Annotated in this window: 15 protein-coding genes; 5 read left to right on the top strand and 10 right to left on the bottom strand. The window is 69.7% G+C overall.

Annotated features, from left to right (window positions below; all coding sequences use genetic code 11):
* Positions 1–86 precede the first annotated feature (86 nt).
* A complete protein-coding gene (locus ACGFI6_RS17060) occupies positions 87–689 on the top strand; it encodes a DUF3000 domain-containing protein (protein WP_393119421.1) in 603 nt (200 codons plus the stop codon).
* The gene (locus ACGFI6_RS17055; RefSeq protein ID WP_393119419.1) at positions 686–1,948 is read left to right on the top strand and encodes a ribonuclease D; all 1,263 of its coding nucleotides are present in this window, start codon (positions 686–688) and stop codon (positions 1,946–1,948) included. Before ACGFI6_RS17060 ends, ACGFI6_RS17055 begins: the two co-directional genes overlap by 4 nt.
* A gap of 437 nt (positions 1,949–2,385) precedes the next feature.
* On the opposite strand, the gene ACGFI6_RS17050 is transcribed toward ACGFI6_RS17055, so the two are convergent.
* The 3 genes from ACGFI6_RS17050 to ACGFI6_RS17040 are packed head-to-tail and all read right to left on the bottom strand — an operon-like array spanning position 2,386 to position 4,994.
* Positions 2,386–3,636 (bottom strand): MFS transporter, encoded by a 1,251-nt coding sequence (locus tag ACGFI6_RS17050; RefSeq protein WP_393119417.1) that lies wholly within the window; start codon positions 3,634–3,636, stop codon positions 2,386–2,388.
* Positions 3,633–4,223, bottom strand: a complete 591-nt coding sequence (locus ACGFI6_RS17045; protein ID WP_393119415.1) for a winged helix-turn-helix domain-containing protein — start codon at positions 4,221–4,223, stop codon at positions 3,633–3,635. Before ACGFI6_RS17045 ends, ACGFI6_RS17050 begins: the two co-directional genes overlap by 4 nt.
* A gap of 45 nt (positions 4,224–4,268) precedes the next feature.
* Positions 4,269–4,994: an SDR family oxidoreductase gene (locus ACGFI6_RS17040; protein ID WP_393119413.1), complete on the bottom strand. Its 726-nt coding sequence runs from the start codon at positions 4,992–4,994 to the stop codon at positions 4,269–4,271.
* Between the two features lie 82 nt (positions 4,995–5,076).
* Here ACGFI6_RS17040 and ACGFI6_RS17035 point away from each other — a divergent pair, with 82 nt between their 5' ends.
* Positions 5,077–5,937 carry a LysR family transcriptional regulator gene (locus ACGFI6_RS17035; protein WP_393119411.1) on the top strand — a complete coding sequence of 287 codons (861 nt, stop codon included), beginning with the start codon at positions 5,077–5,079 and terminating at the stop codon, positions 5,935–5,937.
* A gap of 4 nt (positions 5,938–5,941) precedes the next feature.
* Here the strand turns inward: ACGFI6_RS17035 and ACGFI6_RS17030 are convergent, their stop codons facing one another.
* From ACGFI6_RS17030 to ACGFI6_RS17020, 3 genes are read right to left on the bottom strand one after another with little or no spacing between them, the layout of a single operon-like run.
* Entirely contained in the window at positions 5,942–6,433 is a 492-nt protein-coding gene (locus ACGFI6_RS17030; protein ID WP_393119409.1) for a glutathione peroxidase, read from the bottom strand.
* Between the two features lie 2 nt (positions 6,434–6,435).
* The gene (locus tag ACGFI6_RS17025; protein ID WP_393119407.1) at positions 6,436–7,080 is read right to left on the bottom strand and encodes a dienelactone hydrolase family protein; all 645 of its coding nucleotides are present in this window, start codon (positions 7,078–7,080) and stop codon (positions 6,436–6,438) included.
* Complete coding sequence (locus ACGFI6_RS17020; protein ID WP_393119405.1) at positions 7,077–7,745, bottom strand: hypothetical protein; 669 nt, start codon at positions 7,743–7,745, stop codon at positions 7,077–7,079. Before ACGFI6_RS17020 ends, ACGFI6_RS17025 begins: the two co-directional genes overlap by 4 nt.
* A 169-nt stretch (positions 7,746–7,914) precedes the next feature.
* On the opposite strand from ACGFI6_RS17020, the gene ACGFI6_RS17015 reads away from it, so the two are divergent.
* Positions 7,915–9,111, top strand: a complete 1,197-nt coding sequence (locus ACGFI6_RS17015) for a thiolase family protein (protein WP_393119404.1) — start codon at positions 7,915–7,917, stop codon at positions 9,109–9,111.
* The gene (locus tag ACGFI6_RS17010; RefSeq protein ID WP_393119402.1) at positions 9,108–11,252 is read left to right on the top strand and encodes a 3-hydroxyacyl-CoA dehydrogenase NAD-binding domain-containing protein; all 2,145 of its coding nucleotides are present in this window, start codon (positions 9,108–9,110) and stop codon (positions 11,250–11,252) included. The genes ACGFI6_RS17015 and ACGFI6_RS17010 overlap by 4 nt, the downstream gene beginning before the upstream one ends.
* 45 nt (positions 11,253–11,297) lie before the next feature.
* Here ACGFI6_RS17010 and ACGFI6_RS17005 read toward each other — a convergent pair whose 3' ends face one another.
* From ACGFI6_RS17005 to ACGFI6_RS16990, 4 genes are all read right to left on the bottom strand, one after another.
* A complete protein-coding gene (locus ACGFI6_RS17005; protein ID WP_393119400.1) occupies positions 11,298–12,599 on the bottom strand; it encodes a hypothetical protein in 1,302 nt (433 codons plus the stop codon).
* Positions 12,600–12,669: 70 nt separating this feature from the next.
* Positions 12,670–14,151, bottom strand: coding sequence for an APC family permease (locus ACGFI6_RS17000; protein WP_393119398.1), 1,482 nt, complete (start codon positions 14,149–14,151; stop codon positions 12,670–12,672).
* An 85-nt stretch (positions 14,152–14,236) separates the two neighbouring features.
* On the bottom strand, positions 14,237–15,577 hold the full coding sequence (locus tag ACGFI6_RS16995; RefSeq protein WP_393119397.1) for a hypothetical protein: 1,341 nt from the start codon (positions 15,575–15,577) through the stop codon (positions 14,237–14,239).
* 67 nt (positions 15,578–15,644) lie between these two features.
* Complete coding sequence (locus ACGFI6_RS16990; protein WP_393119395.1) at positions 15,645–16,997, bottom strand: hypothetical protein; 1,353 nt, start codon at positions 16,995–16,997, stop codon at positions 15,645–15,647.
* Between the last annotated feature and the right edge of the window lie 8 nt (positions 16,998–17,005).

Below are 17,005 nucleotides of genomic sequence, written 5' to 3'. Positions count from 1 at the left end.
TGTGATCGGCGCCCGTGACCCGGTCGCATGCTGTCACCGGCGCGTCTTAACACGCGGCCGTGAGTAATCAGTCGTAGGCTGCCGATATGGGTGCCCGCAAGCAGGTCGACGCGCCACCCGCGGAGTTCGCCGAGGCAGTCTCGCAGTTACGGGGTGCCCGGTTCCGGCCCGAGGTTTTCGTCGAGGAGATGCCCGCACCGCAGCGGATCGCACCGCATGCGGCCGCGGTCAGCGCCGACGTGACGGTCGACGGTGACGATGTCGCCACCGGCCGTCTGGTCGTCCTCTACGACCCGGCCGGGAACGACGCCTGGCAGTCGACCTTCCGCTGTGTCGCGTACGTGCGTGCCGCCGTCGAACCGGAGATGGTGACCGACGCGCTGCTCGGCGGCGTGGGCTGGACCTGGCTGATGGAGGCGCTGGCGGACCGTGGCGCGGACTTCCTGGCACCGAGCGGTACCGTGACCAGGGTGGTATCGGAGAGCTTCGGCGGTATGGCCGACGACGAGGCGACGGCGGAGATCGAGATCCGCGCGTCGTGGAGTCCTGTGCCCGGCCCCGGAGGACTCGTGGATGTGACCCAGCACGCGGAGGCGTGGGGCGAGGTGCTGTGTACGGCGGCCGGACTGCCGCCCGTTCCGCCGGGAGTGGTCGCGATGCCGACCCGGCGCGGTCAGCGGGGCAGATGAGCCCAACCGACCAGCAGCCGTCCGCCCCCACGGACGACCCGACCACCAACCTGCCCCTGCTCGAGCTCAGGGACGGGCTGTCCGACGTCATCGACACCGATCCCGCGCTCGCCGAGGCCGTCGAGGCGTTCCGCGCCGGCTCCGGTCCGGTGGCCGTCGACGCCGAGCGCGCGTCCGGCTACCGCTACTCGCACCGTGCGTACCTGGTCCAGTTGCGGCGTGAAGGCTCCGGCTCCGCGCTCGTCGACCCCATCCCGTTCGGCGACCTCTCCGCGCTCGGCGACGCGATCGTCGACACCGAGTGGATCATCCACGCCGCGAACCAGGACCTGGCCTGCCTGGCCGAGGTCGGGATGGTGCCGCGGCAGGTCTTCGACACCGAGCTCGCCGGCCGCCTGCTCGGGTACCCGAAGGTCGGCCTCGCCTCGCTGGTGAGCGAGGTGCTCGGCTACCGGATGCGCAAGGAACACTCCGCGGCCGACTGGTCGACCCGGCCGCTGCCGGCTCCCTGGCTGGTGTACGCGGCGCTGGACGTCGAGATGCTGATCGAGCTGCGGAACGCGATCGAGCAGGAACTCCGGCACGCGGGCAAGTGGGAGTGGGCCGAGCAGGAGTTCGCCGCGATCCTGGAGGCTCCCCCGCGGGAGCCGAAGCCGGACCCCTGGCGCCGCACGTCGGGCATGCACCGCGTCCGGAACCGGCGCAGCCTGGCCGTCGTCCGCGCGCTGTGGGAGGCCCGTGATCAGATCGCGGAGTCCGCGGACATCTCCCCCGGCCGGGTGCTGCCGGACGCCGCGATCGTCGAGGCGGCGTCCGCGATGCCGGCCGACCGCGACACCCTGCAGAAGCTGACGGCCTTCAAGGGCCGCGGCGCGCACCGGCACATGCGGGTCTGGTGGGAGGCGATCGACCACGCCCGCCGGCTCCCCGACTCCGAGCTTCCCAAGCAGGGCCCGCGGTACGACGGTCCGCCGCCGGCCCGCGCCTGGGCCGACCGGGACCCGGACGCCGCCGCCCGGCTCTCCACCGCCCGAAGCGCGGTCGCCGAGATCGCGGAGGCGCACCGCCTCCCGACCGAGAACCTGCTCGCCCCGGACACGATCCGCCGCCTCGCCTGGGCCCCACCAAGCGACGTGAACCTCGACGTGGTCACCACCTTCCTCCGCGACCACCACGCCCGCCCCTGGCAGATCGCCCTCACCGCCGACGTCCTCACCGACGCCATGACCACCGAAGCTCCAGCCAAGCCCCTCGACTGATTGCGCTCCGGATTACTGCATTGCGTTGAGGAACTTTTCGTCGGTCAGTCGGTGAGTGATCTCCCCCTGGGTCACCTCTTCGACCCGGGACTGCAGCCAGTAGAGGTTGCAGTACGGTCGTGGACGCGGGCGACGATGTCGCCCCAGAACAGATGGGTGGGCTCAGTGACGTCCGAGCCGCCGATCCGCATCTCCGCGTGGCCGATCCGGCCGAGTTCGTCATCTGCTGCTTCTCGAGTTCGTCGCGGGCGCCGGCCTCCTGCGCATAACCGTCGGCGTCGAGGCCGGCTGACAGGTGGAGACAACGCACCTGGAGACGGGCGATCTCAGCGTGAGCCGCGTCGAGAGCGGACAGCTTCTCGCCGCCGCTCATCGACCAGACCGGCCGCTCGTCCAAGATCGCCATATCCCAGACCCTAGACACACCCACAGACAGGTCAGGGCAGGTCGGCTGCGGAGGTCGGGGCGTCGGCCGCGGGCGGTGGCTGGTCGACACCGTGGCTCGGCGCCTTGCGGAGTTGGTCGCGGAGGGTGAGGACGATTTGCAGGGCGCCGAGGAGGATCACGGTGGCGATGATGGTGAAGATCTGGCGGTAGTCCAGGAGACTGACGAGCAGGCTGCCGAGGGCCAGCGAGATCGCTTGTGGGGTCGAGAGCAGCACCTCGACCGCGGTTGAGACCCGGCCGATCAGGTGCCCCGGTGAGCGGCGCTGCATCAGGGTTGTGAAGGCCACGAAGGTCCACGGCAGGCCGAGACCGCAGATTGCCGCGCCGATCAGGACCACGACGATGGTGGGTGCGACGGCGCAGACGACGGTCGCCACGGCCAGCGTGACGAGGCCGAGCACACAGGTCGTCACCTCGCCGACGCGGCGCACGGCGCGGCTCGCGGTGAGGCCGCCGGTGATGGCGCCGACTCCTTGGGCAGTGACGAACACGCCGGCGTACGTCGCGGGCTTGTCGAAGGCGTCCAGCAGGGCGTAGATCGAGGACTCGAAGAAGCCGATCACGAGGATCGAGATCGCCAGACCGGCGAGGACGTGGCGCAGGACGCGGTCGCCGACCAGGAACCGGACGCCGGCCAGAACGTCCTCGCGAAAGGTGTTCCGTACCGACGCCGGGGTCTCGGTGACCTTGATCGTCGCGATCAGCAACCCGGCGATCGCGAACGTGGCCGCGTCGACGACCGCGACCAGCCAGCCGCCCGCGGTCGCGAAGATGGCCGCCCCGACGAGCGGCCCGAACAGCCGGTAGCCCTCCTTGATCGTGGCGAGGCTGGAGTTGGCGTCCACGAGCAGTTCGTCCGGCAGCAGCTCCTTGAGCAACCCGTTGAGGGCCGCCGGCAGTACGACGAACGAGACCCCGTACAGGAAGGCGACCAACCAGATCAGCCAGACGTCGCTCGCGTCGCGCACCAGTACGAGCGGGAGTACCGCGGCCGCGCTGGCGAAGTTGCCCCAGACAAGGATCGCCTTGCGTGGCAGCCGGTCCACCCAGACGCCGAGCAGCGGCGCACCGAGCGCGGGCAGCACCATGAAGAAGAACGTCAGCCCGGCGAGCGCGTTCGAGCCGGTGAGCGTCTTCACCCACATGCTCAGTACGAGCAGCATCACCGAGTCGCCGAGCATCGACGTACTCAGACCACCGAACAGCCAGGGGAATCCGGGCTGCCTGAACAGCTTCCTCATGCCGGATCAACGCCCGGGAAGTACGTCGGCACACCCCAGGACACGAACTCGCACAGCCGCGCGTCCGGCGGGCGCTGCGCAGGGTCGGTCAAGCGCTCGACGTGGCGGTCGAGCACCGCGTTGATCGCGGAGTTCATCTCCTCCAGCTCGGCCGCCGTCAGCCAGGCGACCATCTCGGTGTTGCTCCGCGCGGCCCGCCACTCCTCGGCGTCCTCCGGGGCGCGCTCCTGCGACTCCCGGAGCCGGTCGACCGCCCGGCCCATCATCACGTCCGAGAGTGCCTGCGCCGCGCGCCGCTCCTCGAGAGACGCCGCCCCGTGCTCCTCGTCCCAGCGGAAGCCGAGTCCCGGAACCTTCCACGGCCGTTGCCGGCCTGTGCCGCCCTCGGCCTCAACGACGAACCCGTGCTGGGCGAGCTTCCGCAGGTGCCACGAGCAGTTGGCCGGCGTCTCGTCGAGCCGGTCGGCCAGCTCGGTCGCGGTCAGCGGCCCACTCAGCGACAGCAGTTCGACGATCGCCATCCGGACCGGATGGGCCAGGGCGTTGAGCTCGCGCGGGTCACTGAGGCGGCGATGCGGCGTCGGCATGCATGGAAAGTACTCTTTCGAAAGAGTTGTTGCAATAGCTGGGTCTCACCACGGAACCGGCCCACTGTCGTCGAAGAAGCCGCCGCGCGGTCCGTCGTCCGGCAGGGTCGCGAGCCGGATCACGACCGCGGCTCCCTCCGCGGGCGTCCGCGGGCCGTCGAAGCCGTTGAAGTCGGTGGCGACGTAGCCGGGGCAGGCGGCGTTCACGATCACGTTGGTGTCCGCGAGCCGGCGCGCGTACTGCGCCGTGATGCTGTTCAGCATCGTCTTCGACGGTGCGTACGCCGCCAGGATCGGGCCAGCCTGCAAGGTCAGCGAGCCCATGGTGCTGGACAGGTTGACGATCCGGGGTGCCGCCGAGCGGCGGAGCAGGTAGAGCATCGTGTTCGTCACCCGGACGACGCCGAACACGTTCGTGTCCAGGACGGTCCGGACGACGTCGAGGTCGAGCGTCGTCGGGTCCTGGGCGCCGTCCTCGAACCGGCCGGCGACGCCCGCGTTGTTGATCAGTACGTCGAGGCGTCCGGACGTCTGATCGATGACAGCGGCCGCCGCGGTGACGCTCTCGTCGGACGTCACGTCGAGGGCGACCCCGTAGGCGTCGACGCCGGCGGCGAGCAGCCGTTCGACCGCCTCCTTCCGCCGGATGTCGTCCCGGGCGCCGACCACGATCGTGAAGCCGAGCGCCCCGAGGCCCTGGGCGATGGCGAAGCCGATTCCCTTGTTCGCGCCGGTGACCAGCGCAGTCTTCGATGCATTCACGCGTTCCATGCTGCGTGGACCCGCGCTCGGCGTCCAAGATCGATCAGGTGAGCTGTGATACCCAGCAGGTATCAGTCAGTAGGCTGTCGGTGTGGACGATCTCGAGACCCGCGAACTCCGGTACTTCGTCGCCGTCGCGCAGGAACTGCACTTCGGACGGGCCGCCGAGCGCCTCGGGATCGCTCAGCCACCGCTCTCCCGCGCGATCCGCCAACTCGAACACCGGCTCGGTGTCCAACTCCTCGACCGGGACCGCCGCGGTGTGGCACTCACCGACGCCGGCACCGTGCTGCTCCGTGAGGGCGCGACCGCACTCGACGCGGTCGCTGCGGCGGCTCGCCGGACCCGACGGGCCGCGGCCCCGGGACGGTCATTGATGCTCGCGACGAAGGCCGGGGCCTCGCACGAGCTGCTGCAGCGCCTGCTCGACGCGCAGGCAGCCGATCCGGACGCGGTGGCCCTGGAGGTCCTGTTCTGCGAGATCGGCGAACAGGCCGGGCTGCTCCGGGACGGGAGTGCCGACGTCGCGCTCATGCATCGTCCGTACGACGACCTGGCCGGCTTCGACACCGAGGATCTTCAGACCGAGGGCCAGGTCGCGATCCTGCCCGCGGCGCATCCGCTCGCGGCGCGGGATCGGCTCACGCTGGCAGAGGTGCGCAACGTACCGGGGCTGCCGATCGCCCGGTGGCCGCGGCTGGACGGGACCTATCCGGACGGCCCGGGACCAGAGGCACGCACGCAGTCGCAGCTCGCTCAGCTGGTCGCGCTCGGCAAGACCTTGCTCGTCATCCCGGCCTCCAGCCGCTCGTGGAAGTGGCCCGAGCACGTCGCGGTCCCGGTCGTCGACGCACCGGACGTCACCACGGTCATCGCCTGGCCGCCGAACAGCCGTTCCCAAGCGGTCGCCGGGCTGATCCGTACGGCGACCAGCCTGACGACCGCTACCTGATCGGCTACTTGACCGGCAGCTGGGCCTCGATCGCGGCGACGACCTCGTCCGACTCCGGCTCGGTGCGCGGACGGAAGCGGGCCGCGACCGTACCGTCGGTACCGATCAGGAACTTCTCGAAGTTCCACTGGATGTCCCCGGCCTCGCCGTCGGCGTCCGCCGTCGCGGTCAGCTCGGAGTACAGCGGGTGCCGCCCGTCGCCGTTCACCTCGAGCTTGCCGAGCATCGGGAACGTCACGCCGTACGTCGTGGAGCAGAAGGTCTCGATCTCCTCGGCGGACCCGGGCTCCTGGCCGCCGAACTGGTTGCACGGCGCGCCGAGCACGGTGAAGCCGCGCGACTCGTACTTGTTCTGCAGGTTCTCCAGGCCCTCGTACTGCGGCGTCAGACCACACTTCGACGCCACGTTCACGACCAGAACAGCCTTGCCCTTGTACTCACCGAGGGAGGTCGGTGCGCCGGACAGAGTGGTCAGCGGGATGTCGTACAGGCTCATGCTCATCCTTGCGTTGTCGGGAGATACCGGGCGAGAAAGTCTTCGGTACGTCGCCAGGCCAGCGCGGACGCGGCGGCGTTGTGGAACATCGGCAGCGGGTTGTCGAACGCGTGACCGGCGCCGTCGTACCGGTACACGTCCGCACCGTCGAGTGCCGGCGCGATCGCGTCGACGTCCAGGAACGCGTCGTCGTTGCCGAAGTGGTGCAGGCTGGGCGCCTGCGGCTTGAGGTCGAGGAGACGCGGCAGCGCGGACCCGTAGTAGCTCACCAGCAGGTCCGGCGGCGACACCGCGGCGACGTTGTAGCCCAGCCCGCCGCCGAAGCAGAAGCCGAGCACGCCGACGCCCTTACCGCGGGCGCGGAGCCGGTCGAGGCCGGCGCCCGCATCCGCCACGGCCTGGTCCCAGTCGAGGCGGTGCGCGATGCCCATCGCCCGCTCCATCAGGTCGGGCGCGGACTCGTCCAGCTCGGTGCCGTCCAGCCGCCAGTAGATCTCCGGCGCGAGCACGTAGTACCCGAGGGCGTGCAGGTCCGCCGCGCGCTGCTTGATGTACCCGGAGACCCCGAAGATCTCCTGCAGGAGCAGGACTCCGGGCGCATCACTGTCCGCGGATCCCCACTCGTGGGTCGGTATCTCCAAGGTCACACCGTGAAGCGTACGACCTCCGGCACAACGGGCTCCGGCGCGGGTGCGGGCTGCCACGACCTGGTCTCGGCGATCGCGTCCAGCAGCAGCTGGTACAGCCGGTCGTCCGGGTTCGGTACGCAGGCCTGCGAGATGCCCTCGACCGCACACGAGACCGCCCGTGGCGCCGTCCGGCGGGCGAAGTCCGGGCTCGCGCGGCGCGCCCGGGAGGTGAACGACCGCGCCCACTTGGTCGCCGACGGCACCGCCTCCAGTACGGCCAGCGAGTCGGGCTCGATGTCGTCCGGCGGCCGCCCGTCGAGTACGGCGAGCTGCCGCTCCCCCACCAGCAACGCGACGGCCAGGATGTACTGGCGCTCCTGCGAGACGACCGGCAGCGCGTGCTGGATGCAGCGCGCGGTGACCCGCGGTACGACGTGCAGGTCGTCCGGGATCAGCCCGATCACCGACGGGATCAGTGGCGCGAGCCGGGATCGCCCGGCATCGGTGGTGCAGTCGTTCACGTCGCGCGCGACGCCGGCCAGCAGCGGATGCGTACAGGCCGGATGATCCGACCACGGCTCGCCGGCCAGATACGACGCGAACTCCATGAAGCAGGCGCCCTTGCGCGGACTACGGTGTTTCCCCCGGCTGAGGACCGGTACGGCCAGTTCAAGATTGTTCATGGAACAACTCCAGTAACGCGGACCCTTGAGCACCAGCATGCGCTCATTCGCGCCGCATTGCCACGGCTCGACCTCCTGTGAGCGGCCCCACACGCGTGGCCACCTTGGCGGTTCTGTTACTCACGGGTAGCATCGGGGTAGATTTCCCCACCTTCAGAGGAGGGCCCCCGTGCCCCGTGAGATCCGCGATGTCGTGTACGTCGACGGCGTTCGCACCCCGTTCGGCAAGGCCAAGGGTCAGTACGCCGAGACCCGCGCCGACGACCTGGTGATCAAGTGCATCCGGGAGCTGCTGCGGCGGAACCCGGAGCTCCCGCCGGAGCGGGTGGACGAGGTCGCGATCGCGGCCACCACCCAGATCGGCGACCAGGGCCTGACCATCGGCCGGACCGCCGCCCTGCTGGCCGGCCTGCCGAACACCACGCCCGGCTACGCGATCGACCGGATGTGCGCCGGCGCGATGACCGCCGTCACCACCACCGCCGCGGGTGTCGCCTTCGGTGCGTACGACGTGGTGATCGCCGGCGGTGTCGAGCACATGGGCCGGCACCCGATGGGCGAGGGCGTCGACCCGAACCCGCGGATCATCTCGGAGAAGCTCGTCGACACGTCCGCACTCGTGATGGGCTCCACCGCCGAGAACCTGCACGACCGGTTCCCGGGCATCACCAAGGAGCGCTCGGACGCGTACGCCGTGGCGTCCCAGGAGAAGGCCGCGAAGGCGTACGCGAACGACCTGATCCAGCCGGACCTGGTGCCCGTCGCGACCCGCTCCGCGGAGCAGGGCTGGGGCTACGCCACCACCGACGAGCCGATGCGTCCAGGGACCACGGCCGAGGACCTCGCCGGGCTGAAGACCCCGTTCCGTCCGCACGGCCGGGTGACCGCGGGCAACTCCGCCGGCATCAACGACGGCGCGACCGCCTGCGTCCTGACCTCGGCGGAGACCGCCGAGGAGCTGGGCCTGACCCCGAAGATGAAGCTGGTCTCGTACGGCTTCGCCGGCGTCGAGCCCGAGGTGATGGGCGTCGGCCCGATCCCGGCGACCCAGAAAGCACTGCGCCTCGCCGGCCTGACCATCGACGACATCCAGGCGTTCGAGGTGAACGAGGCGTTCGCCGTCCAGGTGATCGCGTTCCTCGAGCACTACGGCATCGCCGACGACGACCCGCGGGTCAACCCGTACGGCGGCGCGATCGCGTACGGCCACCCGCTCGCCTCGTCCGGCGTCCGGCTGATGAACCAGCTGGCCAAGCAGTTCGAGCAGCGCCCCGAGGTCCGCTACGGCCTCACCACCATGTGCGTCGGCCTCGGCATGGGCGGGACCGTCATCTGGGAGAACCCGAACTGGGAAGGTGCGAAGTGACCAGCCTGCAGGAACTGATCGACTCCGCGTCGGCCCTGTCGACCGACGAGGTCGTCACGCTCGCCCACTCGCGGGACGTCAAACTCCCCGGGGACGCAGGCCTGATGGCGCTCATCACGCTGGACAACGGCCATGACCACACCAAGCCGAACACCTTCGGGCCGAAGGGCCTGGGCTCGCTGAACGCCGCGATCGACGCGGCGCTGGCCCGCGACGAGATCGTCGCGATCGGCGTCACCGGGAAGCCGTTCATCCTCGCCGCGGGCGCGGACCTGACCGGCGTGCCGAAGCTGACCGACCGGGAACAGGCACTGGCGCTCGGCAAGATCGGGCACGGCGTGATGCGCAAGCTCGTCGACGGCGGCAAGCCGTCGTTCGGGTTCGTGAACGGGGTCGCCCTCGGCGGCGGTCTCGAGGTCGCGCTGCACGCCACCTACCGGACCGTGTCGGTGGCCGCGGGCATGCTGTCGACGCCGGAGGTCTTCCTCGGGCTGCTCCCCGGCTGGGGCGGCAACTTCCTGCTGCCGAACCTGATCGGCGCGGACAACGCCGTCAAGGTCGTCGTCGAGAACGCCCTGAACCAGAACAAGATGCTCAGCGGGCCGGAGGCCGTCAAGCTCGGCATCGGCGACGTACTGCTGGAGTCGGCTGACTTCCTGGAGCAGTCGCTGCTGTGGGCGTCGAAGGTCCTCACCGGCGCCGTTGTCGTCGAGCGGCCTGCGATCGACCGTGGTGACGCGTGGGACGCGGCGGTTGCCCGGGGCAAGGCTTTCGCGGACGTCAAGGTCAGCGGTGCCGCTCCGGCGCCGTACCGGGCTCTCGAGCTGATCGCGGCCGCCAAGGACAGTGACAAGTGGGATCGCGACCGTGGGTTCGCCGCCGAGGACGAGGCGCTCGCCGACCTGATCATGAGCGAGGAGCTGCGCAGCGGGCTGTACGCGTTCGACCTCGTGAACAAGCGGGCCAAGCGCCCCGCCGGTGCGCCGGACAAGTCGCTGGCGCGTCCGGTGAACAAGGTCGGTGTCGTCGGTGCGGGCCTGATGGCGGGTCAGTTGGCGCTGCTGTTCGCGCGCCGGCTCGAGGTTCCGGTCGTACTGACCGACCTCGACCAGGAGCGGGTGGACCGCGGCGTCGGGTACGTGCACGGCGAGATCGACAAGCTGCTCGGCAAGAAGCGGATCCGGCCGGACAAGGCGAACCAGCTGAAGGCGCTCGTCACCGGCTCGGTGGACAAGGGTGCGTTCGCGGACGCGGACTTCGTGATCGAGGCCGTCTTCGAGGAGCTGCAACTGAAGAAGACGATCTTCGCCGACCTGGAGAAGATCGTCCGGCCGGACGCGATCCTGGCGACCAACACGTCGTCGTTGCCGGTGACCGAGATGGCCGCGGACCTGGCGCACCCGGAGCGGGTCGTCGGGTTCCACTTCTTCAACCCGGTCGCGGTGCTGCCGCTGCTCGAGATCATCCGGGCGGACCGGACCGACGACGCCTCGCTGGCGACCGCGTTCGCGGTCGGCAAGAAGCTCAAGAAGTCCTGCGTCCTGGTGAAGGACGCGCCGGCGTTCGTCGTGAACCGGCTGCTGACCCGCTTCCTCGGCGAGGTCAGCGCGGCGGTGGACGAGGGTACGCCGATCCTGGAGGCCGATCGTGCGCTGTCCGCGCTCGGGCTGCCGATGCCGCCGTTCGTACTCCTGCAGCTCGTCGGCCTGCCGGTCGCGCTGCACGTCGCGGAGACGATGCACCGGGCGTACCCGGAGCGGTACGCGGTCTCCGAGAACCTTGCGAAGGTCGTTGCCGCAGGCAAGCGCTCGTTCTATGTCTGGCCGGAGGGCAAGCCGGTCGTGGATCCGGAGGTCGAGGCGCTCGTCACGGTCGGCGACAAGCCGTCCACCCCCGACGAGCTCCGTACGCGGGTGCTGACGGCGCTCGCTGAAGAAATCAAGATCATGCTCGACGAGGGCGTGGTCGCCGAGGCGCAGGACATCGACCTGTGTCTGCTGCTCGGCGCCGGCTGGCCGTTCCACCTCGGCGGCATCACGCCGTATCTGGACCGCAGCGGCATCTCCGAGAAGGTCAACGGCACCCGCTTCCTCCCGGAGGGAACAGCCAGCCTCCCGAAGGGCGTCGCAAGCCCCGCCTGACAACCCGCTGGGGGCCGGCGCAACCCGCGCCGTCCCCCAGCCAGGTCAGCCTTTGAACTTTTTGGCCTGTGCGACGAGTTGGGCTGTGGTCAGGCCGGTGTCCTTCTTCAGGATCGACTCGCCGTTCTGGGAGAGGTCTGTGTAGAGCGTGGCCAGCTTCTTCTCACCCAGCTTGTCGGCCAGGTACTCCATGATCCACCAACTGCTGCCGTAGGCCAGGTCGGCGTTGGTGTCGAAGGTGGCCGAGCTGGGCAGTGCCTTCAGCTTCGGCAGGTACTTCGTCTTGACCTGCTTGCGGTACGGGTCGACCGTCCAGTGCGGATCGTCCTCGATCGAGCGGCAGCGCACGTACTCCGCCAGCCCCTCGACGGCCCAGATCGGCGCCTTCAGCCCGAGGGTCGCCGTCGCCACGTGCGTCATCTCGTGCACGAGCAGGTCCTTGTCGAGCCGCTTGCGCAGCGCCGGGTTCACCACGATCCGGCTGCCGATCGGCCGTCCGACCGGCCTGCCCAGCTGCTCGCCCTCGAACAGCGTCACGGCCTTCGCCGCGATCGTCCACCCGTCCCCCGTGCCGGTCGTCCAGAGCGTCGACATCACGTCGCCCTGCGGCATCGCGACGACCAGTACGGCGCCGTTCCACGGCCGGGCCCAGTGCTTGCGGACCGACTTGACCGCCTTCTCCGCGACCTGCGCCACCTTCGTCCCGAGGCCCGCCTCCTTCTTGTCCACCACCACGACCACAGCACCGCGCCGGACGACAGAGATCTCGGTGAAGTCCCACGGCTGGTGATGCCCGTCGCCGCTCAGGTACTCGTCGGCCGCCGTGTCGTCGATCAGCACCCAGCCGGCCGGGCGGTGCATGAACGTGTACCCGAGATCGGTGTGCACCGGCCGCGGGTCCAGCCCGCGGATCTGGTAGCTCATCATCACCCGGGTCGAGAACGTCGACGAGCCGAACTTCTCGGCCAGCGACGGCACCGGCCGGAAGGCGTCGGCGGTGGCGTACTTGAGCGACGTGAACCCGAACTTCCGCAGGTTCGTGAACAGCAGCCGCTGCCGGGCGACCAGAGCCGCCTGCTTCGGGTCGACCGCGGCCATGAAGCCCTTCAGATCGCCCTTGAGCAGCGCCGCGGACCGTTGCGCCAGCAGCCCGTCGATCGCCTTCTTGCGGGCCGCTTCCTGCGAAGTGCTGAGCTGACCCGGCGTGGTCGTCGGCGTCGCCTCCGCGGCGACCGCGCTGCTGCCGGGTGCCTCGCCGCCCGGCCAGACCCGGACGGCGAGAACCGCGCCGGACGCAACGAGCGCCAGCGCGGCAACGCCTGCGTACAGGCGTTTCGGGTGGTTCATTGGTGGCCCCCTCGGACAGTCGGCCGATCCTACCGCCGACCGGCCGCCCGAAGGACCACACCTCAGACCGTCAGGCCTTCTGGACCTCGCCGGTTGCCTGCTCGATCCCGACGCGGCTCTTGCGGTAGCCGTAGAGCGCGTAGATCACGAAGCCGAGCACCATCCAGATCGCGAACCGCAGCCAGGTCTCCAGCGACAGGTTCAGCATCAGGTAGATGCAGATGACCGCGGACACGATCGGGATCACCGGGCTCAGCGGCACCCGGAACGAGCGCTCGATGTCCGGGCGGCTCTTGCGCAGCAGCGGCACCGCGATCGAGACCAGCGTGAACGCCGCCAGCGTGCCGATGTTCACCATCTCCTCGAGCTTCCCGATCGGGGTGACCCCGGCGATGATCGCGACCGCGATGCCGATGCCGATCGTCAGCCGGTACGGCGTGCCCCACTTCGGGTGCGTCTTGCCCAGCTGCCGCGGCATCAGGTGGTCGCGGCTCATCGCGAACACGACCCGGGCCGCACCGATCATCAGGGTCAGGACGACGGTGGTCAGACCGGCGACCGCACCCGCGGAGATCAGCGTCGCGAAACCGCCCCGGCCGACCGACCGGAACGCCTCGGCGAGCGCGGCCTCACCGTTGATGTCGGGGTACTTGACCATGCCGGTGATCACGATGCAGACCAGCACGTACAGCACGGTGCAGATCGCCAGCGAACCGATGATGCCGCGCGGCAGGTCGCGCTGCGGGTTCTTGGCCTCTTCGGCCGTGGTCGCGACCACGTCGAACCCGATGAACGCGAAGAACACCAGCGACGCGCCGGACACCAGCCCCATGATCCCGAACGTCGACGGCGTGAAGCCGAAGACCGCCTGGAACAGCGGCGTGGTCAGCTCGACGCCACCTCCCGGCGACGGAACGCTCGGCGGCACGAACGGCGTCAGGTTCGAGCTCTTGATGTAGAACAGGCCCGCGATGATCACGAACAGCACGACGAACAGCTTGATCGCGACCAGCACCAGGTTGACCCGCAGCGACTCCTTGATGCCGATCGTCGCCAGCGTCGCCAGCACCAGGACGAGCACCATCGCGAGGACGTTCACATGACTGTCGGGCCCGATCGAGTCCGGCCAGCCGAGCCCTATCTGGTCCAGGAACAACTTCGCGTACGTCGACCAGCCCTGCGACACCACGCTTGCCCCGAGCATCAACTCCAGCAGCAGGTCCCAGCCGATGATCCACGCGAAGATCTCACCGAGGGAGAAGTACGAGAACGTGTACGCCGAACCCGACACCGGGACCGTGGACGAGAACTCGGCGTAGCAGAGTGCGGCCAGCGCACAGCAGATGGCCGCGAAGACGAACGACAGTGCGATACCCGGACCGGCGTACAGCTTGGCGGCGCGCCCGGTCAGGGTGAAGATGCCGGCACCGATGATGACACCGATGCCGAAGACGGTCAGGTCTATCGCGGTGAGGCGTTTCTTGAGCTGGTACTCCGGCTCGTCCGTGTCGGCGATCGACTGCTCGATCGTCTTCTTCCGCACAAGACTCATCTGCGCCTCCTCGACGGTGCCTACCAAAAGACAGGACGGAACCCTTCGAGACTGCCTCTCTGACTCGATGAGGTCAAACCGCCACTCAGCGTTGCGGCCGGTATGTTGCCAGTGACGTCCAGAGCGTCGCCTCGGTGAGGCCGGTACGGCTCAGCAGGATGCGGTCGCGGGCCGCCTGGTCGGTGCCGTTCATCGCCTCGTCGGTGTACAGCTGCTCGACCGCGGCGAGCCCGACCCGCTGCACGAGATACCGAACGGCGAGCCAGCTGACGCCGTACACGTCCGCGGAGTTCTCGTAGAAGCCGGCGTCGGTGGGCAACGCGGTCAGCTGCGGCAGGGCGTCGTCGATGACCTCCTGCTCCCACTTGCCGACCTCGCCCGGTCCGCTGATCGCCTCGATGCCGCTCCAGGACACGTACTCCGCGGCGCCCTCGGCCAGCCAGAGTGGTTCGTACCCGCCGAGGGCCGCGGTCGCGACGTGGGTGAGCTCGTGCGACAGCAGGATCTCGTCGACGCGGTCGCGCTCGTTCGGGTTGATGACGACGTACCCACCGGCGACCGTACCGTCGGCGGTGTCCTGGCCGGGCAGCGACGAGAACGTCGAGCCGGTACTGGCCGCGGACTCGATGTCCTCGTCGGCGAAGCGCGCGTCCCGGACCTCGGTCTCGTCGAGCGCAATCACCAGGACGGCACCGGCCCACTTCAGCGGCCAGTACCGGGTGACCTCGGCGAGGCCCTCGTTCGCCTCACGGACGATCGACCGGCCGCGTTTGGTGTCGCCCTTCTCGACGATCACCATCACCCGCGGCGCGCGCTGCACCTCGATCCGGCCGAGGTCCCAGGCCTCCCGGTGCGCGCCCGGCCCGAGGTCGCTGTCGAGCTCGTTGTCCGCGGTCAGCAGCCAGTGCCCGCCGCGGGCGACGAACGTGTAGCCGAGCTCGGTCGTCACCGGCGTGAAGTCGACCTTCGGAATCTGGTACCGCATCAGGACGCGGACCAGGTACGTCGTACTCCCGTGGGCCTTGAGCACCGCGGGGTTGAAGCGCTCCTCGGCCTGGCTGTAGCCGATCTCGCCGAAGCCGATCTCGACCAGATTCGCGAACAGGACCTTCTGCGCGGCCACGAGCTTCTTGTTGGCCGGATCGACGTCGGCCAGGAACAGCTGCTCGTTGCCGAGCTGCACGGCCTTGGCCCGGCGCAGCAGGATGGTGTCGACCGCGACCCGTCGAGCCGCCACGGCCGCGGCGACCCTGGACGGTCGCGTGGCCTTCGGAGGCGGCGGTGTGGTCCGCGACGCGGTGACCCGTTCGCGGGCGTCCTGCTCGCGTTGTTCAACGGTGTAGACGACGCCGCCCGACACCAGAGCCACCGCGAGCAGCAGCCCCAGCCAGCGGCGCGGGCCGGTGTTGGGCGTCGTTGCACTCACTTCGGGTCGTTCCCCTCCGAGTACCCGATGGGTCGCAGCTGGGTCACCCTACTCGACAGCCGCGGCCTTACGCTGCCGCGGCGGCCTTGAGCGCGCGGAAAAGTCCCGCCTCGGTCATGCCGACGTGCTCGAGCATGATCCGGTCGCGATCCTTCTGGGTCACACCGAGCGACGCCAGCTCGCGGTACAGCGTGCCGACCTCGGTGCCGCCGAACCGGTTGAACAGGTAGTCGAGCGCCAGCCAGGACAGCGGGTACGAGCTGTCAGCCTGGTCGAAGAACGTCGCGTCGGCCGGCAGAGCCTTCGCCTTCGCCAGGTACTTCGTCCGGACGTCCAGCCGGTACTGCGAGATCGCCAGGTCCTTCTGCCCGTCCATCGGCAGGAACTCCACGTACGTCGCGGCGCCCTCCACCAGCCAGCGTGGGGCATACGACCCGTACGGCGCAGTGGCGACGTGGGTGAACTCGTGGGCGAGCGTGCGGGCGTCGACCTTGGTGCGGTTGTGCGGGTTGATCACGACGTACGAGTCGGCCCGCTGCCCCTCCCCTGTCGCCTCACCGGGCAGCGTTCGGTACACGAAGGTCGCCATCGCGAGCGCGTCCTCGGCGTTCTTCGGCTGGCTGTAGTCGGCGCCGCGGACCACCTTGTCGTCGAGCGCGATCACCACGCCGGAGCCGTTCCAGCCGCCGGGCCAGCTCTTCGAGACGGCCTTCACCGCGCTCTGGGACATCGTGACCAGGCTGTCCGCCAGCGCGTCCTGCCCCTGCTCGACGACCACGAGGACCCGCGGCGCGCGCTTCACCAGCACCGGGCCGGTGTCCCACGCCTCCTGGTGCGAGCCGCGCGGCAGGCGCTTGTCGAGATCGGAGTCGGACACGAGCATCCAGGTCCCGTTGGGGCGGCGGCTGAACGTGTAGCCGAGCATCGCGCGCACCGGCACCAGGTCGATGCCGCTGATCTGGTACTGCATCGCGACCGCGACCAGGTACGTCGAGGGGCCGTACTTCTGCGCGATGGTGTCGTCGTACTGCTGGGCGAGCTGCTGATAGGCGAGCTTGGCGAACCCGAACTGGCGCAGGTTCGTGAACAGGGTCCGCTGGCGCGCGACCAGCCCGGTGTCGGCGGGGTCGACGTCGGCGACGAACTCCTGCTCGTTGCCGCTGAGGACGGCCTGCGCGCGCCGCTTCAGCACCTGGTCGACGGCCGCCGAGCGGGCCGCCAGATCGATCGCGGTCGTGCCGCCGTCACCGTCCGCGGCGTTCTGGTCGTCCTGGCTCGAACGGTGCAGCGCGAGACCGCCCGCGACCGCCGCCGCGACCAGCGCGAGCGACAGCAGGATCGGCCAGACCCGCGACCGCCGCCGGTCGGCCGCGTGCCGGCTGTGCCGACTGCGCCGGTCAGGCCGTCCCGCCTCAGTCACAGTGCCAG

The organism is Kribbella sp. NPDC048928 (genome assembly GCF_043197975.1).
Taxonomy (GTDB): domain Bacteria; phylum Actinomycetota; class Actinomycetes; order Propionibacteriales; family Kribbellaceae; genus Kribbella.
Note: the sequence above shows the minus strand (reverse complement) of the source record. Positions and strands in the feature narration are given on the sequence as shown.